This is a genomic window from Infirmifilum sp. (assembly GCF_049970975.1).
GTDB lineage: Archaea > Thermoproteota > Thermoprotei > Thermofilales > Thermofilaceae > Thermofilum > Thermofilum uzonense.
Genome location: NZ_JBMFLX010000004.1, coordinates 24,078 through 47,469, shown reverse-complemented (window position 1 = coordinate 47,469; position 23,392 = coordinate 24,078). Strand labels below are relative to the sequence as shown.

Annotated in this window: 23 protein-coding genes and 1 pseudogene; 10 read left to right on the top strand and 14 right to left on the bottom strand. The window is 47.4% G+C overall.

Features of this window, described 5'->3' with window-relative positions; translation table 11 throughout:
• The 7 genes and pseudogenes from ACP5KC_RS01880 to ACP5KC_RS01850 all read right to left on the bottom strand — a co-directional run.
• Positions 1–323 (bottom strand): annotated as a pseudogene (locus ACP5KC_RS01880) (hypothetical protein); the annotation flags it as partial.
• Positions 324–325: 2 nt separating this feature from the next.
• Positions 326–1,726, bottom strand: coding sequence for an FAD-binding oxidoreductase (locus ACP5KC_RS01875; RefSeq protein WP_273434340.1), 1,401 nt, complete (start codon positions 1,724–1,726; stop codon positions 326–328).
• The gene (locus ACP5KC_RS01870; RefSeq protein WP_428286776.1) at positions 1,690–3,132 is read right to left on the bottom strand and encodes an FGGY-family carbohydrate kinase; all 1,443 of its coding nucleotides are present in this window, start codon (positions 3,130–3,132) and stop codon (positions 1,690–1,692) included. Before ACP5KC_RS01870 ends, ACP5KC_RS01875 begins: the two co-directional genes overlap by 37 nt.
• Positions 3,133–4,101, bottom strand: coding sequence for a hypothetical protein (locus tag ACP5KC_RS01865; RefSeq protein ID WP_428286775.1), 969 nt, complete (start codon positions 4,099–4,101; stop codon positions 3,133–3,135). It abuts the gene before it with no gap.
• Positions 4,077–5,471, bottom strand: coding sequence for an NAD(P)/FAD-dependent oxidoreductase (locus ACP5KC_RS01860; protein ID WP_052883637.1), 1,395 nt, complete (start codon positions 5,469–5,471; stop codon positions 4,077–4,079). Before ACP5KC_RS01860 ends, ACP5KC_RS01865 begins: the two co-directional genes overlap by 25 nt.
• Before the next feature lie 104 nt (positions 5,472–5,575).
• Positions 5,576–6,085: a hypothetical protein gene (locus ACP5KC_RS01855; protein WP_273434343.1), complete on the bottom strand. Its 510-nt coding sequence runs from the start codon at positions 6,083–6,085 to the stop codon at positions 5,576–5,578.
• A gap of 6 nt (positions 6,086–6,091) precedes the next feature.
• A complete protein-coding gene (locus ACP5KC_RS01850; protein ID WP_424737787.1) occupies positions 6,092–6,781 on the bottom strand; it encodes a hypothetical protein in 690 nt (229 codons plus the stop codon).
• A gap of 107 nt (positions 6,782–6,888) precedes the next feature.
• Here ACP5KC_RS01850 and ACP5KC_RS01845 point away from each other — a divergent pair, with 107 nt between their 5' ends.
• A complete protein-coding gene (locus tag ACP5KC_RS01845) occupies positions 6,889–7,494 on the top strand; it encodes a mechanosensitive ion channel domain-containing protein (RefSeq protein WP_052883640.1) in 606 nt (201 codons plus the stop codon).
• Here ACP5KC_RS01845 and ACP5KC_RS01840 read toward each other — a convergent pair.
• A complete protein-coding gene (locus ACP5KC_RS01840; RefSeq protein ID WP_428286774.1) occupies positions 7,478–7,987 on the bottom strand; it encodes a hypothetical protein in 510 nt (169 codons plus the stop codon). The genes ACP5KC_RS01845 and ACP5KC_RS01840 overlap by 17 nt on opposite strands.
• 98 nt (positions 7,988–8,085) lie before the next feature.
• Between ACP5KC_RS01840 and ACP5KC_RS01835 the strand changes: the two genes are divergently transcribed.
• The gene (locus tag ACP5KC_RS01835) at positions 8,086–8,976 is read left to right on the top strand and encodes a PhoU domain-containing protein (RefSeq protein ID WP_052883642.1); all 891 of its coding nucleotides are present in this window, start codon (positions 8,086–8,088) and stop codon (positions 8,974–8,976) included.
• A 65-nt stretch (positions 8,977–9,041) separates the two neighbouring features.
• A complete protein-coding gene (locus ACP5KC_RS01830) occupies positions 9,042–9,707 on the top strand; it encodes a glycerophosphodiester phosphodiesterase (protein ID WP_273434348.1) in 666 nt (221 codons plus the stop codon).
• Here the strand turns inward: ACP5KC_RS01830 and ACP5KC_RS01825 are convergent.
• The 5 genes from ACP5KC_RS01825 to ACP5KC_RS01805 all read right to left on the bottom strand — a co-directional run bounded on the left by ACP5KC_RS01825 (position 9,704) and on the right by ACP5KC_RS01805 (position 14,625).
• Positions 9,704–10,672 (bottom strand): asparagine synthetase A, encoded by a 969-nt coding sequence (locus tag ACP5KC_RS01825; protein WP_191118655.1) that lies wholly within the window; start codon positions 10,670–10,672, stop codon positions 9,704–9,706. The genes ACP5KC_RS01830 and ACP5KC_RS01825 overlap by 4 nt on opposite strands.
• A gap of 146 nt (positions 10,673–10,818) precedes the next feature.
• The gene (locus ACP5KC_RS01820) at positions 10,819–12,675 is read right to left on the bottom strand and encodes an AMP-binding protein (protein ID WP_428286773.1); all 1,857 of its coding nucleotides are present in this window, start codon (positions 12,673–12,675) and stop codon (positions 10,819–10,821) included.
• On the bottom strand, positions 12,672–13,271 hold the full coding sequence (locus tag ACP5KC_RS01815) for an MBL fold metallo-hydrolase (RefSeq protein ID WP_191118656.1): 600 nt from the start codon (positions 13,269–13,271) through the stop codon (positions 12,672–12,674). Before ACP5KC_RS01815 ends, ACP5KC_RS01820 begins: the two co-directional genes overlap by 4 nt.
• A gap of 9 nt (positions 13,272–13,280) precedes the next feature.
• Complete coding sequence (hypE, locus tag ACP5KC_RS01810) at positions 13,281–14,330, bottom strand: hydrogenase expression/formation protein HypE (RefSeq protein ID WP_428286772.1); 1,050 nt, start codon at positions 14,328–14,330, stop codon at positions 13,281–13,283.
• A 7-nt stretch (positions 14,331–14,337) separates the two neighbouring features.
• Positions 14,338–14,625, bottom strand: a complete 288-nt coding sequence (locus ACP5KC_RS01805) for a HypC/HybG/HupF family hydrogenase formation chaperone (RefSeq protein WP_052883646.1) — start codon at positions 14,623–14,625, stop codon at positions 14,338–14,340.
• 104 nt (positions 14,626–14,729) lie between these two features.
• Between ACP5KC_RS01805 and ACP5KC_RS01800 the strand changes: the two genes are divergently transcribed.
• Complete coding sequence (locus tag ACP5KC_RS01800) at positions 14,730–15,248, top strand: 4Fe-4S dicluster domain-containing protein (protein WP_428286771.1); 519 nt, start codon at positions 14,730–14,732, stop codon at positions 15,246–15,248.
• Complete coding sequence (locus ACP5KC_RS01795; RefSeq protein WP_273434355.1) at positions 15,245–17,131, top strand: aldehyde ferredoxin oxidoreductase C-terminal domain-containing protein; 1,887 nt, start codon at positions 15,245–15,247, stop codon at positions 17,129–17,131. Before ACP5KC_RS01800 ends, ACP5KC_RS01795 begins: the two co-directional genes overlap by 4 nt.
• A gap of 330 nt (positions 17,132–17,461) precedes the next feature.
• On the opposite strand, the gene ACP5KC_RS01790 is transcribed toward ACP5KC_RS01795, so the two are convergent.
• Positions 17,462–18,256 (bottom strand): SDR family oxidoreductase, encoded by a 795-nt coding sequence (locus ACP5KC_RS01790; RefSeq protein ID WP_424740051.1) that lies wholly within the window; start codon positions 18,254–18,256, stop codon positions 17,462–17,464.
• Positions 18,257–18,290: 34 nt separating this feature from the next.
• Here ACP5KC_RS01790 and ACP5KC_RS01785 point away from each other — a divergent pair, with 34 nt between their 5' ends.
• The 5 genes from ACP5KC_RS01785 to brxL all read left to right on the top strand — a co-directional run bounded on the left by ACP5KC_RS01785 (position 18,291) and on the right by brxL (position 23,376).
• Complete coding sequence (locus ACP5KC_RS01785) at positions 18,291–19,091, top strand: ABC transporter ATP-binding protein (RefSeq protein WP_428286770.1); 801 nt, start codon at positions 18,291–18,293, stop codon at positions 19,089–19,091.
• A complete protein-coding gene (locus tag ACP5KC_RS01780; RefSeq protein WP_428286769.1) occupies positions 19,075–20,292 on the top strand; it encodes a SufB/SufD family protein in 1,218 nt (405 codons plus the stop codon). The genes ACP5KC_RS01785 and ACP5KC_RS01780 overlap by 17 nt, the downstream gene beginning before the upstream one ends.
• Before the next feature lie 123 nt (positions 20,293–20,415).
• A complete protein-coding gene (locus ACP5KC_RS01775) occupies positions 20,416–20,946 on the top strand; it encodes a QueT transporter family protein (protein ID WP_424737808.1) in 531 nt (176 codons plus the stop codon).
• A gap of 132 nt (positions 20,947–21,078) precedes the next feature.
• Positions 21,079–21,945, top strand: a complete 867-nt coding sequence (locus ACP5KC_RS01770) for a hypothetical protein (RefSeq protein ID WP_273434618.1) — start codon at positions 21,079–21,081, stop codon at positions 21,943–21,945.
• An 18-nt stretch (positions 21,946–21,963) separates the two neighbouring features.
• Positions 21,964–23,376, top strand: a complete 1,413-nt coding sequence (gene brxL, locus ACP5KC_RS01765) for a BREX system Lon protease-like protein BrxL (protein ID WP_424737814.1) — start codon at positions 21,964–21,966, stop codon at positions 23,374–23,376.
• Positions 23,377–23,392 lie beyond the last annotated feature (16 nt).

Here is a 23,392-nt window from a genome sequence, read left to right as displayed (position 1 = left end):
ATGGGTCTTCCCATCTTCTTAAACTCTAGGGTTAGCTTGACAGGTTTTTCCTCGAACGTTTCCGGTAAAGGAAAGTTCAGGGGACAGTCAAAACTGCAGCGCCAGCACTTTAAGCACTTCTCAACTGCTAGTTGCTTGTCACGCGAGTAGCCTAGAGGGCTCAAAGCAAGGTTTCCCGTAGATGTATAGGTCGGACAACTAGCGATACATATTCCTGGACAATAAAGACATGGATTCTCAACCTGGCGTGCAGGAAGCATTACAAACCTTGCTACGAGGCCCGGCGTAATCTTGATGATTCTTAATACTTTTATACTCGGCAACCTTATTCACCGAGCCACTTTCCTGGGTTCGAGACGTTATTTGGATCAAGGCAACGCTTTATCCTTTTAAGGTATTCAAGCGTGTCTCCAAGTTCATCTCTAACCCATTTCTTCCTCAGTAACCCGATTCCATGATGGTGGCTAATCGTGGCTCCTGTCTCCAAAAGAGTCTTCATGGCTTCCTCCCACATTCTCCAATACGTTTCTTCATTAGCCTCATATGTCAAGGTAAAATAGATGCAGGCTCCAGTTGTATAGAAGTGGGAGGCATGTGCAAGAACCGCGTACACTCCCTTGACTTTCTTGACTCTTTCCTTGAAAACCCGGTAAACGCGGGGCAGGGCGCTCCAGGTTGCAGCAGTCTCTATGGTGTCGAACCATAGATTAAGTGGTACGACAAGTTTCTTCAACTCTGAGATAACGTCAAAGCGCGTTGCAAGCCACTTTTCAACCGGCTCGGGACCAATAGCTACGCCTCCGTAATTCTTAATGATTCTTTCGGACTCCTCAGTCTTTACGCTTAGGAGTCTCTCGTTATCCTCCTCGAATATGAGGAGGAGGATGTCCCTATCGTGGTGGAATCTTAGCGAAGCATCATCCCTATCATACAATCGGGCGACCGCAGGCGTCAAACCCGAGAGCATCAACTCACGCATCGCCTTTAGACCTGACTCGAAGTCAGGAAATGCATAAGAATTCTTCCATTGATTTTTAGGGAGTCTGAAAACCCTTAAAACGGCTTTAGTGATTACACCGAGCTGTCCCTCACTTCCTATAAGTAGGTATTTAAGATTGGGACCTGTTGCAGCTCGGGGAACAGTGTTTTTCCTCAAAGGAATGATTGAGCCATCAGGGGTTACGACCTCCAAGTCCAATACGAGTTCCTCTATGCCTCCGTACTTAGTGCTGAACTGGCCTGTGCTCATGGTTGCTATCAAACCGCCAATGGCGGCTTCTGGAAATGATTGGGGAATATGTCTCAGTGTAAAGCCCCTAGAGTTTAAGAAATCTTCTAGCTTTTTGAGAAGAATACCCGACTCCACTACAACTATAGCATCCTCCTCTGAGAAAGAGATAACCTTGTTCATCCTCTTCACGTCTATAACTACGCAGTCCTTACAAATCGTTCCTCCTATGACTCCAGACCCTCCGGCGTATGGGACAAATGGGATCCTATAATCGTTACACAGTTTAATTATCCTCGAGACTTCCTCAACGGACTCGGGCCACACAACCCCTAAAGGTAGAGGCAGTTCCTCGCCCCTCGTCTCCTTCAATAAAGCTAGCGGCCAATAGTCCCTGCTGTATAGCCTAAGTGTAGTCTTGTCCCGTGCAAATCGTCCAGGGAACTCTGATTCAAGTTTTTCTATAAGTCTCTCTTTAGGAAAATGTTCTTCTCCCATTTCGATAACACCTTAAGGATTTCTATAAAATTTGACATATACATTTTACGAGTTTCTTCTGGGAGTGTGGGAGTAAAAACTCTCTGAATTTGTGGAAGGTCAGCTAATATCTCCCGACCAGCACGTCCTGATCCAAGCATTAACAATTTAAGAACACCCCGGGAGCTAGCCTCTGTGTCTGTCGGACGGGCCACTTGTATCCCAGTAGCGTCGGCCAGCATTTGCAAAAATGCGTCTGATTTTGAGAAGCCACCGGCAACCCACATAGGTTCTTCAATATGTTTTATGCTTTTCATCGCAGCTTCAGCAAGGTAGGCCATGTAGAGGGCAACCCCCCAAGCTAGACTTGCCACAAGATCAGCCCTTGTTGTATGTAATTTGAGGCCAGCTATTAAACCAGATATGTTGTTGGCTTTAGGCGTCCTGAGGCCTCCAAAGGATGGGAGAAAAAGCAAGCGCTTATCTCCTTGAGCCGCTAAAAACTCCATTTCCTCGTAATCTTTAAAGAAACCAATGCTTCTCAGCCAATCAACAACTGAACCCGTAGTCCTGAGGAACCCCTCAACCCCATATGTGATCGATCCCTGGTCTTTCAAAATAACTATAGGAATAAGCCCTGCCTCTGGCATCCTATAATCCCCGGTGCATAGCTCGAGAAAGCTTCCAGTCCCGTGAACGCTTTCAAGCCTCCCTCTTTTAACGACTCCCAAGCCAACCGCTGCTGCTTGTTGGTCAGCTATAACCGCGTTGACTTTGAGCCCCTCAAGCTCTCCTATTTCTTCGACATTATCGACAACCTCGGGAAGTAATTTTGGAAGGCCTAAGATCTCATATACAAGTCCTATATCTCTAAAGTTACGAGGATGGACAAGACCCGTTAGAGTTATACTTGTCGCATCTGACAGGAATTTTCCCGAGATATTGTAAAGGAGGTAGGAGTCCAGCGTCCATAAAAAAGCTTCTCCCTCTTTAACCTTCTCCCTCAACCCACTAATGTTCTCGTAGATCCATTTCATAAGGACAGCAGGAGAGTCTGGGCTCAATATGTACGAAAGAGGTTTACTTATGCTCCTCAGCGCTTTTACATGGACAGGGAGTCCTCTGAGAACACTATTTCCTCTACCATCAATCCAAGTTATAATATTCGTCAAAGGCTCACCACTTTTGTCCCAGGCAACCACTGAAGCTCTGTAAACTGCGAGCCCTAGATTCTTCGCACCTTTATCCTTCGCCCTACGTGCAAAGCCTTTTACAACTTTCAGGATTTCCCGCGAATTCTGTTCTATTAGGCCTGAAGCTAACTTCTCATAGCCGAGGATAAACTTCTCATTATGGACTAGTCGCCCATCAAGATCGTATACTGAGAGTTTGATGCCCGTTGTCCCCACATCTATAACAGCATACATTTAACCCGCCCTTATTCTAACAACCTTCTCAGCTGGGATTTCCACAACTGGATAGGGCTCATCGACGGTAATTGTGCGTCCATTTATCTCAGCTTTGAACCCCTCTCGTAAACCCAACATGACATACGGATGTCTGAGTTTAAATGTCTGCGGTACCACAGGTATGTTACTCTCAATGCGCCCAGACTCTCCCGGCTCCAAAATAGCATGAGCTACCAAATTTGAAGATTCAACTACCTTAAGAGGATCCTCTATAATCATGGCGGCATTTCCAGTCGCAAACCTCGTGGTAAACATGTTTAAAGGAGTGAGGCAGGCTAGAATAAGCGTGTCAACTGCGAATTCCCCGGCGGTTGTTTTAACTTTTTCTACACGGCTCTTACCCTCAATATATAGAACTTTACCCTTAACAGCTTCGACTCCAAACTCGCGTAGAGTGTCGGGCTTGTAAATAAAGGATTCTTCATCGTAGATAACTATAATCTTTTCAGCTAACCTCGAGAGCTTAGAGACTAAAGACAGAGAAAAATGATTAAACCCGTAAACCAGAATGCGCTCTCCTATGAGGAAGCCCGAGTTGGTAAAGTCCCAGGCTGAGGAAAGTGTGAAAACGCCTGCAGGTCTATATCCATAAATCCCGAGCTCTAAGGTTGTTTTTTCCCGGAATCCAGATGCAAGAACAGGCATACCCTTGTGGAACTCACTTCCAGTTTCTCCTAGAGTCCACACTCCATTCTCCTCGACCCTATAAACCATTCTCTCTGTCACTACTTTTGCTTTAGACAGGAAACCACTGACCAAATCCTTACCCCGCGAACGGCTGACTGGGAGATCGTCGTAGAGGAAGAAACCGCCAGGTCGGCTACGGGTCTCGAAAACGATTGATTGCTCATGGTAAGAAGCTAAGGACAATCCTGCGAGCCCGCCGCCGATAATTAGGAGCTTTATTTCGCCCTTCTCACTAACCAAGAGTTCTCCCCCTTAAAAGTAACATTTTCGACTCCTACACCCAGCTCTTCCGCAACTATCTTCGCAACCTCAGCGATGCATTTAGACCCCTGACAAAGACCCATACCGGCGCCAGTTCGCAGCATAACCCCTTGAAGAGTCTTTGCACCTCTCCTTACCGCCTCCCTAATCTCCTCCTCTGTGACAAGGTTACACATACATACGACTCTTCCCCTAGCTTTCTCGGGTGCATATCTGCTCTTAGTGAATGGCTTGCGTAAGAGTATGTTTTCCTTCTCTGATAATGTGAGACCGGAAGCCTTCAACATTTCGAGAATCTTCTCAGCTATCACTGGAGAGGCTGTGAAGGCGGGCGACTCTGTTCCAACAGCGTGGACTACACGTTTGGACTTTGTAGAGTAAACTATACGGAAGTCGTTCTCAGGGGGTATGGGCCTTATCCCTGCATAAGCCTTGATAGGTATCCCGGGATCAACATCCAAGAGAGGGGAAAATTTCTCCATTAGAGCTTTTATGTCCTCCTCATCAACACTCAGATCAGACTTGTCGCGTGCTGGTCTAAGGTTGGGACCCCAGAGACCCTTACCGTCCACTGTGAACATAATTGCTCCGCCCTTAGTCTTAGGGTCGGGTTTGAGGTAAAGTGGAGAAATAAACCTGCGGGTAACGCTCCTGTCAAACACGAGTAGTACTCCTTTTCCCAGTTCAAAGCTGACTTCATCGCCTAGCATGTTGTATATCTCATCGGCCCAGAGTCCAGCCGCGTTCACGAGGAACCTAGCCTTGTAATTTTCCCCTTTGTCCGTTACAATCTCAACAAAGTCATCTTGAATTGATACACGGCTCGCCCTTGTGCTAAACTTGAATTCAACACCATTATCCTTTGCAAACTCGTATAGACGATACATGAGGTCGAAGTTGTCTATGCATCCATACCCGTACACCTCGATCGCTCCTAGGGCCTTTTTTGTTAAGGCAGGCTCTTCTCGCCTCAAATACGCCCTACTTCTAAGCTTGACGGGGTAGTCTTTGCCGAGATTAATTTTCAAGTAAAGCGCTATCAGGGGCATGGCTAGCAGGTGGTGTAGCTTTGTAGCCACAACAAGAGTACTTGTTTTTACGTATCGGACTCCAAGCCTCTCGGCTATTTCAAACATTCTCTTGTTTCCCTCCCTGGCCATTTTACTCTTAACAGAGCTGAAGGGAAGCTGCACGACGTGAATTATAGCGGCGTGACCCTTAGATACACCCCATCCAGGTTCAGGATTTTCCTCGAGAACCAGAACGCTAACATTGTAATGAGCGAGCTTGTAAGCCGTCATTAAACCTATTATTCCGCTTCCAACAATCACTACGTCATATGATCTCATTGTAAATTTACACATGGAAAATATATTAAAAATTTTTCATGTAGTCTTTACCGAAAGAGAATGTCTAATACGTTTAGACCATATAACTCAAATTAAAGCAAGTTTCAACGGCGAAGCTGACTCATTAATCCCAATATAAGGATTAACACGGCCACAATTAGGGATATATTAGGAGGAATACTGGCCCCCCTTAAGCCGATGTATACAAGTCCCGCGCCCATAGTAGCGAATCCCAAAGCCAGAATCTTCTCCATGACCGCATAAATTATTGCGGCGAAGGCAAGGGAAAGTACTACTAAAGCCGTCTCACCGTTAACTATGTAGCCGGTTGCCACTAAAAGGTAAGATATCATAAAGCCGGTAAGGAGTGAGACGACCAGTTTAAAGGCTGCAAAACCTATCATTGCACCAATAATAAATCCTAGTAAAAAAAGCACGAGAGGGGTAAGCGAGGCTTTAAGCGTAGGTGTAGTGAAGGCATAAAATACGTACCCTAGCCAGAATCCAAAAATGAGTGAAGCTGTAAGCCTTGCCAGGCGAACACCCCAAAGAGCTGTAAAAACCCCTAGTAGTATAAAAAGAATGGAGTCCCAGAAGCCAACTTCACCAAACATGTGTATTCAAGTCTTTTTCAAGGCCTCCATAGATAAACGTTTTCTTGTCTTAAAGTAAAAAACAAGCGAGATCATTAAAAGTCCTGTGAAAACGCCTAGGAATATAGGGCTCCAAGCGGCGCCCTCTCCAACGCTGGACCATACAGGCAACTTAGAGTAGTCGGTAACTAACGGGAGCTGGCATCCCCTCTGCTGAACGTAAATCGATGAGTCAATGTAGGGCTTAAACTGTCCATCATCCCATACTAGCCTCATATCCCAGCCTGCGAGTCCCAGCCTTGCCTGTGACACTATTCTTGCCTTTAAGCTGTCGTTTAAGCCGACGAGAACACCTGACTTTGTGAGTCGTTCAAGTTCAAGACCTAGCACTCGCCTAAGATCCTCGTAAGTCACTGTAGAAGCTTCATCAATGAGTTGAACACGGAGCACCGGGTACGGCGTACTAGAGCCGGGTATTGTCTGGAGGCTTAAGACGACTGCGAATCTATCGTCATAACCGCTCCTATATGCGAAAACATTCAAGCCGATTTTTGAGACCTCCTTGTAAGAGGATAGCTTAATCGTGTCAAGTCTTATAGAAGGAATATTGAGTACAACCTCAAAGGCGTTTTCGTCCAAGGGCTCAAGGCACTGGCCTAACGCACGGATGATCCCCAAAGTAATAAAGAGGACTAGCACATAGCGGCAAGCCTTCATGATCTCCCACCAAGAACTAAATAAGGCCCTCTTAACTGTTTCTAGTCTTAGATAACACTATTTTTTGAACTAAAATGTTTAAAAAACAATAAAGTTTTTTATTACTTGTGTCTCAAGAAAACATCCCTCAAAAAATCAGAGGAGCAACGATAAATCTCATACTTTGGATTTTACTCTATATAATCGTTAATGCCCTGATATTTGCTACCATACCCTCCCTTATCCCATCGTTCAAGGATCTTATAGACCCATATTCGACCTACATAGGGATAGGCCTCGCCTTATTCTTCGGCTACATGATCGTGAGAAGTTTCTCTAATCTCGTCTACTGGATGCTCCGCATACGCCACCCACACAGCACAGCCGCAGCCGTTAGAAGCATCTTCACGATAATGGGCATTGGAGCTCTAGCAGCAGGCATCGCCGGTGGAGCCGCGGGTGGAGCAGCCGGCGTGGCCCTCGGAGGCTTCATAGGTATGATCATAGGCTATGCTACTCAACAAGTCCTTGGCCAGGCTGTTGCAGGATTATTCGTGCTACTCGCCAGACCTGTAAGGATCGGAGACTATGTTAATGTTGCAGGAGAGCAGGGAGTAATAGAAGACATCTCAACACTTTTCACTCAGGTAAAGAAGGATGACGGGACCATTGCATTAATACCTAACAACCAACTCGTGGGCTCCAAGATTTATATAATTAAGAGGTCTCAGTAAACAAAGGATTTTTTCTACGTGAGGGTCTGAGTGCTTCAGCATATTCCACTATTTTTGCTAGGAGACTCTCTTTCTTAATCTCCATTACCGCTATTAACTCTTCTCCCATGACGTCCTTTAACTTTACACGCACACGGTAACCCTTCGACTCCAAGTAGTTTTTAAGGGAGACGGCAAGGCTTAACACGTAGCCCCTTGGACTTGTAGGGGGTGTCTTCTTGAGTAAGTGTCCCTGTGATGTAAGCCTTAGCCCGGCACTCGCCCCCCATGCTAGGGCTAATTGAAAAATATGTTTTCTGGCTTGAGGCTGTACGACCACGCCGCGGGAACCTGGTGCTATGATGAATATTCCGTCGTATGAGGGACGCAGGGTTTGGGCTAAGGCCTTAATGGGAACAACGAATAGTACGTAAAGTAGGAAAGAGAATATGAGCATTAACGATTTGAGAGTCTCGAACAAGAGGCCTCGAATAAGCATTTCCCCCATTCTCACTAATATATTTTTGTCTAGGGTATGACTCGCATAATTTAACTTTTCTATTATATGATAATGAAACAAAACATATTTAGAAAGTTAAAGAACGATTAGATGTGGAGACTAGAAGGATAGTAAGAATAGGGAGCAGTTTTTATGTCGCGCTCCCGAAAACATGGGTTCAGGAAAGGGTTGGAGGAAACGGTATAGTAGCTCTAACAGTGGAAGAGGACGGATCCCTTAAAATTACGCCGTTCTCAATTCGAAAGCAGGACGAGAAAAAACAAGTTAGTTTGTTGTGCAGCAAAGATCTCTTCAGAAACATCGTTTCAGCATACCTTCGAGGATTTGAGGTAATCGAGATAACAGTGAATCCAGAGTGCCGAGACGATGTTCTGAGAACTGTCGAAAGGGCTAGGCAGTTATTACTCGGGTTAGAGCTTGTGGGGGAGGAGCCTGGATTAGTTGTTCTGCAGTCCTTTACGAGGCCTGATTACGATCTGGACTCTTTAGTACAAAGGATGAGTTCTACAACCTTATCCATGTTGAATCTCTCGTTCCGTGTTGTCGAGACAGGGGATCTTTCCCTAGCTGAAAAGATCTTATACATGGATGATATAGTCGACAGACTATACTTCCTTGCTGTACGAATAATAAGAAGCAGGATATCGGATCCCTCATATCCCAGCTCTGAAAAGGTGAAGCTTGTAGATACGAGAGTAGTTGTACGTAATCTGGAGAACCTCGGAGACTTGCTGGAAGAATTTATACGCGCTGGGGTCGTGAAGGGTAAGGTTGACTGGGAGTTATACGACAGGCTAGCAAGCTTTCAAAAGAGGGTTGTAGCGCTTGCTCTAGGAGAGAGTATTGTAAGGGAAAATATCTATGAAGAATACTTAACTCTCGAAGACAAGTTAGCCAGGGCAAGGGTCATATTGCCACCAAGGTTTTATGAGACCTTAGAAGATATGAAGTCACTGTTAAAAGATATTCTTGACCTATCTTGAACAACCCTAACAATTATTATCTAGGGTCAAAAGCTTTATCTCTTTAATGTCACTTCGAATACTTGATGAGAACGAGCGTCCCGGTAATCGTCGGCCACAAGGCTAACCGAAAAAGCATACTACAAAAATACCTCAAGTTGACCTTGAAGTTCATCGAGTTTGACGTTAGCCTAGCTAATGGTCGTTTGGTTGTAAAGCACGGTGTAGAATCAGGAGCTCCCGGTGTTAAAAAGTTCATTATAAACTACGGGTACTTACTTATAGAAGGGAAAGATCCTATCTTAGCTCCTTCAAACCTAGAGGAGCATCTCAAAGAGATAGCGGGTAAGGCGGGAGTTTGGCTTGACGTCAAGAGTAGGGGTGTCGAGACAGAGGTTGTCCGGCTAGCCCTGAGCCATGGCATAAGCGACGTCATTGTCAGCACGGGCTTTCATAACATGCTAAGAAAGGTTAAGGAGAGCTATCCCAGTGTTTTAACTATGTTGGGAAATGTTGATTATCGCCCGGCAAACCCGATAAAAGAGGTTGAACTCGCACACGCTGACGGTGTTTCCATAAATGTCCACTACATCGATAAAGAACTGGTTGAGGAGTTACACTCTGTAGGCTACAAGGTCGCCGTTTGGACCGTGAACGACCCGCAGAAGGCGATGTGGTTAAAGGAACTTAATGTAGACTACATCATAACGGATATACCAGAAAAAATAACCAAGATACTTTTGGGGTCTTAGAGAGAGGCCACAAAACCCGGGATCCGCGGGAAAGCCTGAACCTCTGCGATATGTTTTCGCTGTGTGAGCCAGCGTACAAGTCTCTCAACACCTATACCTGCACCGGCACTCGGGACTAGTAGGCCTTTCCTAGCTAAATCGAGAAAATACCTGTAAGAGTCGAGTAAAACCCTATCTCTTCCCATTTTATAAAGTATTTTCTCGTACTGCCACTCCCTCTCTGCTCCCGACAACACTTCCCCATATCCTCCGGGCAAAATTAGATCGTAGTTGTGCCATTCTCCAGTCTTGAAATCCTCGAAGTCGTAGAACTCTCGGGGAATGTCTATTACCCAAAAAGGTTCTTCAAGGGTGGTAGAAGCCTGAATTTCCCAGTCTGAACCATACGTCTCCTCGAGATCCCGCCTCCTATAGATTTTGAAAGGTGTAGAAGGCTTTTGTATTTCAACTCCGATCTCTCTGAATATGCTTGAGCAACACTCTTCGAGATGGTCAAATAACTCTGAAATCACTCCTTCAACGAGGCGGAATATGTCTTCCCTTTTTGCCTCTCTAACTTCAAAGTCCAGCTGTGTGAACTCATATGCATGCCTGCCTGTGGAAGCGCGTTCTCTTCTTTCTATGCGAATGTTAGGGGATAACGTAAAGATTTTCTCGTAGCCTGCAGCAACAAGTATCTGTTTATGGAGAATCATGCTCTGGGTTAGCCTGACCCTTTCACCATAAATCTCTAGCTCGGGTCGGGTCTCGATACTGCTACCGGGGTCTGGCCAAAGGGGGTCTGTAGCCTTACTTGTTACAACGGGTAGCAACCATATGAATCCCCTATCTAGGAATGACTTGGTGAGTGATTTCAGTGTCTCAGAGAAAATATAGAGAATATGTTTTTTCTCACTGTTTGCAAGTGAGGTGAAAATATCGGAGGTTAGGCTTGCATCAAACAGAACTTGTGTCTGGGCTTTCATTCTTGTTTCACCTTTAGCGACAAATCCTATGCATATTATTCATAAAAGTCTATTTACAATATCTAGGAAAAAACTGCAATTTTATAGCCATTTTCCCTATAGAAATCAGAACAAAATACAAAAACACTTCGCTCATGTTATGAAATTTATTTTAAGTAGAACTCAAGTTTCCTTAGAGCACTCTGAATATCTTCACTCCGAAACACTTTGGCTATTTCTTGCCTTATGGCTGAGGGAGCTAAAGAGGGTCTAACCCCAAGCCTTACAACTCTCTCTGGGGTTGCTATAGGTCCCACTTTCTCGCGTACAGCTTTCACAATCTCCTCCTCATCGGCTTTTCCATAGTATATTACGAGAGGTGTTTCAAATTTGTCAGGGTTTTTCATAGGAACTGTAAGTGCCCATTCGACCGTCGGGTCCGACATTATGCTTTTTTCGACTGCACCGGGACTCAGCCTATAACCGCTAACTTTTAAGATTGCATCGGCGCGTCCCGCAGGGTATATGTAGCCGGTGTCACTCATAACTGCTAAGTCGCCTGTTTCGTAGTAACCCTTGTTCCACGATTCGTAAAATTCCTGTGGCGCCTCTACTGGGGTTGAAGGCCAAGGACTCCTTATCACGAGCTTACCTGTTTTTCCTCGAACAGGGATACCCGAATCGTCTACTACATCTACTGCAAATCCTGGAAAGGGAAGACCCGCGGAGCCGGGCTCGATGGGAGTGAACGTATAGTTTACGAGGTTACCCGTTAGGAAGGTGCCCACCTCACTCTGTATATACATGTCTAAGACAGGTATGCTCCCGTTTCTAGAGGATTGTGAGTCCACTATAGGGTAGGGCAGGGTTCCAAGGATCTCATAGCTCCAATACCAGAATTCCGGCTCAAGTGGCTCAGCCGTTATTATTATCTCTCTTAGTGTATCATTCTTCGACTTGAAGATAGAGGGATCCTGTTTCGCTAGAATCCGTATAGCGCTTCCAGTCGTGATAAAAACCGTAACAGCGTAAGCATCGATTATGTCCAGCCACCTGCTCCAGCTAGGCCAGTCGGGGCCACCATTATATAGCAAGACTGTAGAGCCGAGCATTAGAGGACCGAAGAGCTGATAAGTTACTCCTGTTATCCATCCTGGCCAAACAGTACAGAAGACGGTGTCCCTTGATCTAAGGCCTATCCATCTCGAAGTAGAGTATGCCTGTACGAGGAACCCGCCTGCCGCGTGTGTGATTGGCTTAAAGTCCTCTGCATAGCCGCTGTGAAGTCCGAAAAGCTTGTGGTTTGAGTCCACCACCACTTCTCGCGAGTTACAGGAGTATTCGAGAAGATCATCGTATTCCAAAAATACTCCCTTATTTCCTGAACCCTCCAATATCACCAGAACACCCTTGGAGGACAAGCGTTCAAGATAACTTTTACTGTTCCCTAATACATCTATGTTTTTTCCACGACGCATGTACCTCGCTGTTACAAAAAGTGCTTTAGCATTCCTAGTAATAACACGTCTATACATCTCGTAGGGGCTAAAGCCGGTGAATACAGGCTCGAACGGCAGTCCAGCCCTTATCGCTGCGAGCATAAAGGCGAAGGCAGCGATCGTGGGTGGACTGTAAACAACTACCCAGTCGCCCTGACGCAACCCTAGGTTTTCAAGCGCGCAATGAATCTTCGCAACCATCATTTCCAGCCGTGCATAGCTTACCGCCTCAGCATCTCCATTCTCGTCCAATCCGATAAGAGCCGGTTTTCCCCACAGACTTGTTCCTCTATGCTTGCCTATGATGTTCTCGAAGGGGCTTAGGAGGCCCCCCGTGAACCATCTCGCATTGGGCCCCTCACCTGATTTTATAGAACTCCATTTTCTCGACCACCTAAGCATATCGGCCTCTGAGCCCCAGAACTCCTCTAGTTTGCGGATACTCTCCTCATAGACCTTCCTGTATTCCTGTATCGGTATGGCTTTGTACCTCATTGATGGTGGGACAATCCTACGCGCGCTCAAACTCGGTCAACCTCTAAGAGCACCACCTGAGTATACGGCTGAGTAAGCCTCTTGAATATACGCGCTTTGCTAATATCCTCCCAGTGGACGGGTATCGCGATGGAGGGTCGCAGGGTTTTAACGGCCTCGGAGGCCTCCTCTGGGGTCATAACACCATCCCCACCCACTGGCACCAACATTATGTCTAGTGGCTTGTTCTTGACGCTTAAAATTTCCTCTATTAGATCAGTGTCACCCATGTGGTATATCCTGGGCCCACTACGGAACTCCAAGACATAGCCAGCCCCGAAGCCTCTGGGATGCTTTACAGTCTCTTGAATGCCAAGATTGTAGGCATGTACAGCCTCAACTAATACTCCGTTGCTTAACTCGATACTCTCACCAGGAGCTATTCTATTCCCCCTGAACGGTGAGACTACAACCCGAGACCAATCCTCAGCAGGAGCATGCCTCGGGTGATCATGAGTATAGAGAGCGTAATCACAACGCTCGGGCTGCACGACATCAATGCATATACTGGTTCCTTCATAATCTAACCTGACACCAGCTAACCCCCTTCTCGAAACTTTAACACCCCCGAATCGCAAGGACTTCAACACGACCACCTAGCAAATCCTAGGGACGAGAACTCCTCTAGGCGGCTCAATTACCCTATAGCCTCCCACAGCCGTCTTAGACAAGACATAACTCTTGTACTTCTCGCTTTGTTTAACCTCCCCGATAATCCTGGCATTCTTAAAACCGCTCGAGACAAGCCTCTCTAAGACAATATCTGCCTTCTCGGAAGCCACACTGAGCACAGCAACCCCCTCGCTTGCCAAATATACCGGGTCTACACCCAGCATCTCAGCATATCGCTTAACGGGTTCACGCACGGGTATATCCTCGTCTCTGACAACCATTATGAGCCCACTCTCCTGCGCCCACTCATTCAATACGCCTGCGAGACCACCACGCGTGGGGTCCCGAGCTGCGTGAATATACCCCGCGAATTCTTCAAATACTGTTAGAAGTGGGGTCAAGGGCTTAGAGTCACTTTTTAAAAGTCCATGAGCTATCTCCTCCACATCTCCTAGTCCTAGCTGCGACATCAGGATAACGGTTCCGTGGTCACCGATATAATCTGTCACAATAATCTTGTCCCCCGGTTTAGGCTCGTCCACAATAGGGTGTACGGCAACTCCTATACCAACGGTTGTTATCACGATGCGATCTAGTTGACCCTTAGGCATCACCTTGAAGTCACCTCCAATTAGAGCTACACCCTCTTTTTCCAGAACAGATATTAGGGAGTCCACGATTTCCTCTAGCGTTTTCAGGGGGAGCCCCTCCTCTGCGACGATTGAGTCGAGCATGGCTATAGGTCTTCCACCCATCATCACGACATCATTTATCGAGCCGGACGCTGCTAGACTTCCAATGTTACCGCCGGGAAAGAAAGGAGGGTTAACAGTATAAGAGTCAACGCTTACCACTAAGAACTTACCGTCAGGCAACGGGATAAGGGAGCCATCGTCGGGTTTATCTATCCCGACACCCCCCTCGACACGCTTGAGGTTGTCTGTAACCCTGCTAAAGACTACTTTTCTGAGAAGCTCTATTGTCTCGCTTCCTCCCTGCCCGTGCGCAAGAGCAAGGGCATCGATTTTACTCATCCCGGGTCTACCTCTTCTTGAGCTCCTCTGCCAGCCTCAAAATATTCTTATACATTTGTGCCATTAGTTCGCCTTCCTCGCCCAAAGTCTCTCTTATGAAAGATATTTGTTCGAGTATACTTTCCTCTGTGAGCTTAGTTATAATAACGCCTGCATGAACCACCACAAGGTCACCCTTCTCGACTCTACCCTCCGATATTCCTATAAACACTTCACGTGTAATCCCGTCGCCATAGTCGACCTTAGCGACCTTGCCGTCAGTGTCCAGAACCACCGCCGAGGAACCCCAGCACATACTCTTCAACTTTTTCAAAGTAACACGTTAATATATATTAATTGTAAAAAAGAGAATAAGAATAACGTCAACATCTATATAAGGCGCTTATCCCAGCTCGAACTGTGGCCCAGCAGATATTCATTCTACGCGACCCACTACGCTGCTCAGGATGCCGTTTATGCGAGGTCGCATGCTCTCTACACCATGAAGGTACTGTATGGCCGGAGGCCAGCAGAATAAGAGTATTCGAGTTATACCCTGGGGTGGACGTCCCCCAGACTTGTGCGCAGTGCAGGGACTACCCCTGCGTAAAGGCCTGTGGCCAGGCGGCTCTAAGGGTTGATGAGAAAACAGGTGCGGTTATAGTCGACGAGGCAAAATGCACGGGTTGCGGGGACTGTGTAAGGGCCTGTCCGGGCAAGGTCATGAGGCTACACCCGAAGACAGGTAAGGCGATGGTTTGCGACCTTTGCGGTGGTGAGCCGGAGTGCGTTAAGGCATGCCAGGATGCTGGCTTCCATGCTCTACAGGTTGTACCTTATGAGAGTGTTGCCCTCAAGATCTACTCAATATTCCCCGAGGAAGTGGCAAGGAGGCTGCACGAAACACTTTACGGGGGAGAAGAGGTGTTTCTAGGATGATCTACGGGTATCATGGTCGCCTATTAGACATAGACTTGTCCCATGAGAGAATAGGAGAGCATCCTCTAGAGGAAGAAGTTCTACGCGACTATATAGGGGGCCGAGGACTAGCCGCTTACATTCTTCTGCGAGAACTTGGCCATAGATGGGAAAATGTAGACCCCTTAGGGGAAGAGAACATACTACTCTTTCTAACAGGCCCTCTTACTGGATACTATCCCGGAGTTAAGCTTGCGGTGTCAGGTAAGTCTCCACAAAGTAACGGCATTGTAGGGAGTGTGCTTTCCTCAGAGGTTGCTATTGAGCTCAAGGCGGCTGGATATGATGGTGTATTGGTCAGGGGTAAGGCTAGGGACCCCGTCTATGTATACATTGAAGGGGAACGGGTAGAGATAAGGGATGCAAGCCACCTATGGGGTCTAAACGGGCGTGAAACATTCAGTAGGCTGATGAAGGAGGTCTGGAACAACCTTAAATCTAGGAATCTAGCCCGTCAAGGGTTGACAAAAGAGCCGAGCTTTGTCTACATTGGACCTGCAGGCGAAAACAAGGTCAGAACTGCAGCCGTTATGGCTAAGCTGGCACACGCCGCCGGCTACGGTGGTTACGGAGCTGTCATGGGCTCAAAAAACCTGAAGGCACTCGTAGCAAAAGGATTTGGTCCCATGCCCAAGCCAAAGCACCCTGAGTGGGTCAAGCTTCTCATTAAAGAGTCCTGGAACAGGCTAAACCGGAGGACAACCTTCAAGCAGTGGGGTACGGGTTCAGGGGGCTACCAGACCGCCGCGCTAACGAGCAGTGAGCCTGTGAGAAATTGGCAGGAGGAATGGCACGACAACCGCGCTATGGGACAACAATACTTCGAGGCTCATTGGGTTAAAAGATTCTGGGCTGATTACGGGTGCCCCTCGGCCTGCATGAAAATATCCTACTTGAGGAGCGGGGCTAGAAAGGGTGCCCTTACAGACACTCCGGACTATGAGCTTCAAGCCTACATGGGGCCAAATCTAGGCGTCTTCGAGCCTCGCAGCTGCATCTATTTGTCATCGATCGCTGACGACCTCGGTCTTTGCGGTATACAGACAGGTAATCTTCTAGGTTTTGTAGCCGAGCTCTACGAGAAAGGTCTGCTAAGCGAGAAGGATCTCTCAGGAGTTAAGCCGAAATGGGGGGATGCCGAGGCGTTTGCACGGCTTATGTTAATGATTGCTAAGCGTGAGGGGCTAGGGAACATCATGGCTGAGGGAGGTTTTAGGTTTGCGCTTGAACTTCAGAAACTCAAAGGAGTAGATGTGAGAAAATACCTTGTACACTCGAAGGGCATAGCTATAGGGGCTCACGGAGTCAGGAGCGGAAAAGACTATCTTCCCGAATTCTCTTACGCTACAAGCACACAAGGCGGAGACCACACATCAGCCCCCAGAAAACCATATGAGGCACCCTGGGGCGAACTATGGATGACCTTCCCTGATTCAGCGGTTATCTGCGCCTTTAATGCGGAGACAGACCTTATGTTCCAGTTTCTTGAAGCGATAACAGGGTTCGGGATCACCCGCGAGGAGTGGATGAACGCTCATGCAAAAAGAATATTATCCCTCCAACGCGTCGCCCTTTTGCTCGGGGGACCAGACATATACTGGAGACCTCTAGAGGACGATGATCTTCCTCCACGTTTCTATGAGCCGCTCCCCTCAGGTCCTTTCAAAGGTAAAGCTGTGGAAAAGGAGAAGATTGAAAAAGAGAGAGCGGAGTACTTCTCCTTCATGGGTTGGGACAGCCTAGGAATCCCCAAGGAGGAGACACTACAGAGCCTGAACATAGAGTTTGTGAGACCATTCTTGGCAAGAGTCAAAGGGAGAGTGAACAATACACGAGAAAATTAGTTTATCTCTCTTGCCGTTATCATATATCCATGTACCTACCACAAGCTAGCTCTTGATAGGCGAACCATTCAAGTTATTTTATTGACCAGCACTCCAGGCTAACAGATAACTCGATCTCCATTTGGATTAGTGCTTGATGCGGGAAATAAAAAGCAAAGGAGGTTTCCAACGCCATAATATCCAGATAAGAGAGTAGATGGCACGTTTAGGCATGAGTCGAGGCTATTACCCCTCGAGACTCTAGTCTACACACTTTAAAAGAGGGGAGCCACGTCTTACCCTTGCAAGGCTTCCCAATTGTATGCCCCTAAAGTACCAGGGAAGTGAATACTAGAACACAGACACCTGCTTACCACCGTCGACAGGTATCATGGCCCCATTTATGTAGGAGGCGTAGTCACTCGCAAGGAAAGCTGCAAGGTATCCTATCTCTTCTGGAGTTCCCAAACGTCCAGCTGGGATATCAGAGGTCAGTCTTGATAAGGCCTCTTCGAAGCTTATCCTTTCCTTTTCCGAGGTAACACGCGCTATCTCTTCTACCCTCCTTGTTTTTATAACTCCAGGCATGATCCCATTAACTGTGATACCATTGGCCCCGACTTCACGGGCGAGGGTCCTTACAAGCCCCGCGAAGCTGATCCTGATCACGTTGCTCAGAGCTAGGTTCGGGATGGGCTCCTTTATAGCTAGGCTCGTGAGGAAGATAATCCTCCCCCACCTCTTAGATATCATGTAGGGTAGAACTATCCTAGTGAGGTATATCGCGGGATAAATCAGTAGCCGGAAAGCTTCCTCCCAATCATTCATATCGAAGTCCATGAATCTCCCGGGCTTTGGGCCTCCTATCGAGTAAAAGAAAACGTCAGGCATTCCCAGGGAGCCAAGTTTCTCAGAAATTCTTTCCAGGTCCTCACGCTTGGTGAGATCTGCTGGGATAATGTGAGGCTCTCTACCGGAATACTCCTTGATTTCTTCGCTAGCCTCCTTCAGTCTAGCCGGGCTCCGAGCCACAATAATAACCTCGGCGCCGGCTCGGGACAATACCTTAGCAACGCCGAGGCCTATACCGCTTGAAGCCCCGGTGACCAGGGCTATTTTTCCTTCTAGGCTTATTACGATTGCCATAAAATATAATTGATTCATATCTCTAGATTTATTTTTGTCTAGTGACGCACCAGTTCTAATTTATACGCAGCAAAAGTTTATTTCGCCTAACAAGTGGAAGACATGGGTGCAGGTTTTCTTGGAACTCAGGGTTGAGCGGCTCACAGCTTCCGTAGACAGCAGTGAGATAGTTAAGGATATAGATCTCCTTCTTAGAAGTGGGGAAATTGTACTCCTGCTAGGCCCCAACGGTGCAGGCAAGACTACGCTTCTCTCAGCAATAGCTGGGCTTCCACGCGTTCATGTTTCGCGTGGCCGTATTTTGCTGGGAGGCGAGGACGTTACCCCTCTGCCAGCCTATGAGAGAGCGAAGAAAGGCATAGTCCTATCCTATCAGATTCCACCAGAGTTAACGGGAGTTAAGGTCTCAAGGCTGGCCAAACTGATAGCAGAGCGCATGGGAGGCGAAGATCTCATTGGGGCTTTATCAAATATACTTGAGATAGACTATCTATTTGAAAGAGACGCATTTAGGGGTTTCAGTGGTGGTGAGCGAAAGCGCGTCGAGGTCTTCCTGACAGCGCTTACAAGGCCAAGGTTCGCGCTCCTTGACGAGCCTGACAGCGGCGTAGATCTTGATAGCATAAAGCTTATCGCGGAGGCTATAAGGTTCATGGTTGAGGAGCTCAGAACCGGTATGTTAATCGTTACACACACGAGAATCTTAGCCGAGCGTGTCGGCGTAGAAGCCCATGGAGTGGTGTTGAAGGAGGGCCGTATAGCATGCTCGGGTCGGGCTTCTGAACTGTTAGAGTTGCTCGAGGAGAGGGGGTTTGATGGTGTCTGTGGTGGATAGGGAAAAGGTTCTTAAGGCATTGGAAAAGGCCTCGCCTTACGGACCAGACATCGACTTATCAGCCTACAAACCTGCGGGCTCGGTATACGGTTTAGATTCCTCTATGGAGGGTCTTGAAGAGTCTGTAGAGAAGAAGATAGGTGTAAAGCCGGGACAGCTGAGTTACCTTCAGTGGGGCGAGACCGCGCTCGCAAAAGCGATGTCGGAGAGGTTTAAAGAGGTGGGCGTTACTGTAGAGCCCTTAGCGCAGGCATTAAAAAAGTACGAGCTCGCACGGAGACTTGCATGGAAGCTCATAGAGCCCGACGTGGATAAATATACAGCTCACACGTTCCTGTACGGAAGGGAGGCTGGATACTTTGTATATGTGCCTCCAGGAGTAAAGACTCCTTGGCCAGTCTACACATGCCTAAGCCTTTTCACGGGTTACGATGAAGTTCAACATGCCCACAATATTATTTATGTCGACGAGGGTGCTGAAGCTCATGTCACGACAGGCTGCTTAGTCCCCCATGGGAAAAGCGGTGGCCTACATATCGGCGTGTCCGAGTTCTATGTTGCTAAAAACGCTAAGCTAGTCTTCACAATGCTCCATTCATGGGGTGAAGGAACACACGTCAGACCACGAACCGTTGTCCGCGTGGAGGAGGGTGGACAGTACCTGAGCTATTATGCCCTTTACAGCCCAGTGGCTTCAGTCCAGACTTATCCAAAGGTATACCTAGACAAAAATGCTAACGCTAAGCTAGTCTCGGTTGTAGCAGGTACAGGAAATGGCTACTATGACCTTGGTGGCGAGGCCCTCCTACGTGGCGAAAATGCCTCCGCAGAGCTTGTTTCTCGAGTTATCGCGAGTAAAGGCTCTAAAATTTACACGAGGGCTAAGATCAATGCATCGGCTCCCGGAGGCAAGGGTCATATTGAATGCCTCGGCCTACTAATGGACAACGAGTCGATAATAGAGGCCATACCTGTCCTCTCCTCCTCAAAACAGGAAGTCCAGTTAACCCATGAGGCGGCCATCGGGATGATAGCAGGCGAGAAGATAGAGTACCTGATGTCTAAGGGCTTCAGCGAGGATGAAGCGAGGAGTATACTTCTTAGAGGATTTCTCGCTGCGGAAGTGCCCGGTATCCCGCCAGCGGTGAAGGTAGAGATAGATAGGATCATAGATTACATAGTCAGGCATGCGTTTGGATAACCTCAACCATCAATTGGCGTGTATTTTTGTAGAAACGCTTGGTTTAAGCCCCTGAGGGTTTCTCAACCCGCTCAAGACACTTGGATGAAGAGATTTAAATAAAGGGATACGCGTGAAACACCTGTGGAGTCTCGCAAGATAGCCTTAGCCAGCCTGATAGCATCTCTCTACGCCATACTAGTATACATTCTTCCAATGACGTCATTTCTCCTTTGGCAGGTACGGATTGCCGACTCTCTTCTGCCCCTAGTCACTGTTCTTGGTTATCCAGCCGTAATAGGAGTCAGTGTCGGCTGTTTCATTGGAAATATCCTGGCTGCCCCTTGGGGCTCCTCAGGCCTTAATTTCCTTGACGCATTACTCGGTAGCTTGGTGAACTTTGTCGCGGGATACACTGCATATAAGCTCGCCTACAGGAGGGGATTTTTACTAAGGGTTGCCGCTGTTCTATCACAAGTTATCATAGTGAGTATTGGAGTGGGAAGCTATCTGAGGTGGTTCCTTTTATGGGCCTTTAATACAGATGTGACGCTGGTGGTCTCCATTGCAGGTGTATTACCCGGCTCGCTGGTATCTATTTTCTTTCTAGGCTTACCTCTATCGTTGGGAGTTGAACGTGCTTTAAAAACAACAGGATATCGCGTAGAGGTTTAGGACCTATAAGTCTCCCTTACACCCTTCCAGGCCGTTTCAAGTCTAGTTTTCTTCTATTCAAGGTCCCCGGTTCAAAGGAGAAGCTCACGCCTGGAGTAAGGTTATTAGATTACCAGAATCAATGTTTTCTGTATGGTTGCGATTGACGCAACGAGGCCCTCCCGCCTCTCACTCCTGGGTCGATACGCTTTCCCAGTAATAGTGCTAGTCTTCGCTACTGGGGATTTTCTTGGACAGTTCACAATCTATGTTCCCTTGGTCTTGCTCGGCATCTACCACCTTTTTTCATACGAGTTAGGCTGGCCTGAGAAGTTTTTTACACTAGTCCTTTACTCCTATTCTTTCGGCCTTAGTCTGATAGGCTATTCAAGTTTAAATGATTCTTTCTTCTTGGGCTCTCTGATACTCTCCCCGATAGCCCTTATAACGATAGACGTCGAAAGGCTCTTCAGTGAGTACCGCCTCACCAGGAGCACCCTCGAAATTAGAGGTATCAGGAAAGACTCGATCATCCCACGACTCACTGTAAGATACATCCCAACGTATCTCATAGAGGAGGTTAGAATTAAAAAGCCGATCCTCTCCCGTCTATTCCGGCTAAGGTACCTCGACCTTTCCGTAGGGACACCGGCAGGAGGAATCATGTTCAAAGGCATACGCGAGGACTCCTCCTTATTCAAAAATCTCATAGGACTTGCATCAGGAGTCGATCTACCCCATAAAGAAACAGAAAAAATAATTCTCTACTCCTCGGGAGATGGTTTTGAGGTTAAGGGATCATTTAACCGTGAGAAGGCACATAATCCCTTAACGATTTTTTACCGTTTCCTCCTTTTCTTCTCGAACACCTTCAACTCTACGCTTCACGTGGAGGATGGTTTAAATTCTCAAAGTAATACCTCCAAGGAAGATGAGAACTCCCTAACCCGTATGAGTGAAAAAGACAAAAAAGCTCCACGGGATTCAAGGTTACGAAATCGCATCGAGAGGCTCCTCTAACACGCGGGGTGATGGCAAGTGTCCATCAACATAGACGAGAAGGTCAGAATGCTGTTCGGAGAGTACGCAGTAGACAAGAGCCTTACACGAACTGGTTCTGTTAGCAGGATACCCGCCTTTATAGCTGAGTTCATGATAGGCCGACTATGCAGTGAGCCCGGCGAGAAGTGCATCGACGAGGTTACAGCAAAGGTAAACGAGTTATACCCTGAGCCGAGCTCAAGGGAGTTGTTCCTTGGCAGGCTGAAGGAGAAGGGCGCTATAAAAATCCTAGATGAGTTTAGGGTACGCGTCAACCTGAAAAAAGACTTGTTTCTCCTCCAGATACCCGCCCTAAGCATAGATGATGCGCTCATAGATGAGAGGATAATAAAAGAGAACGAGAGGCTCTACAGTGGGCTTTGGGGAGTTGGATTGCTCATTTACGACCCCGGGCTACAGACAAAGGGTAAGAACTTGACCCCCGTGATGATGGAGGACTTCGAGCCTTTCCAAGCCTACAATATAGATGTCGAGGTTTTTAGAGAAGCTAGGACGAGTTTTTCACTTGGGGAGTGGATAGACGTGCTTGTTACGAGCGTGGGCCTAAACCCTTCAGCGTACAGTTTGAAGCAAAAGCTGCTCTTACTCGTGCGACTAATCCCCATGGCTGAAGCCAACGTTAATATCCTAGAGCTTGGACCCAGGGCTACAGGCAAAACATTCACATATAGAAACTTGACCTACTACTCGAGGATATACTCCGGCGGAATCGTGTCGCCCGCAAAGCTCTTCTATGATGCTAGAAGCAACATTCCAGGAGATCTCGTCGTGAACGACGTTGTCGTCTTCGACGAGATAAGTAAGATAAAGTTTTCAAACTCTGATGAGGTCGTAGCCAAGTTAAAGGACTATATGGTGGACGGATACTTCGAGAGGGGCGGCTTTCACCCGAAGAGACCAAGCACCTGTTCCCTGGTACTTATAGGCAACGTGGATGCAGAGAAAACTGCTACCACGCACGGCATAATCTCGCACCTCCCTAGCTTCATGCATGACACAGCCTTCCTGGACCGTGTTCACGGCTTCATACATGGATGGGAGTTGCCCAAGATTATGAAAAGCGATGAGCACCTGGCAAGGGGCTATGGGATCGCCTCCGACTATCTAGCCGAGGTACTTCACAGGATAAGGACTGAAAGCCTCGAAAAGGAGGTCGAGTCAACCTTTGAGCTGCAAGGAGCCCCAACAATAAGAGACGAGAAAGCTGTTAAAAAGCTGTTATCAGGTGCTCTAAAGCTATTATTCCCAGACGAGGGTTATGATAAGGAGGAGCTAGCCCTTGTCGCGGAACCGCTCGTAGAGCTCAGAAATAACGTGAACAGGTTGCTCAACGCGTTGTCACCACGCGAATTCCCGGCTAGAAACCTGAGATTAAAAGTGCGAGGATAAACTCCAATCCCTTTCT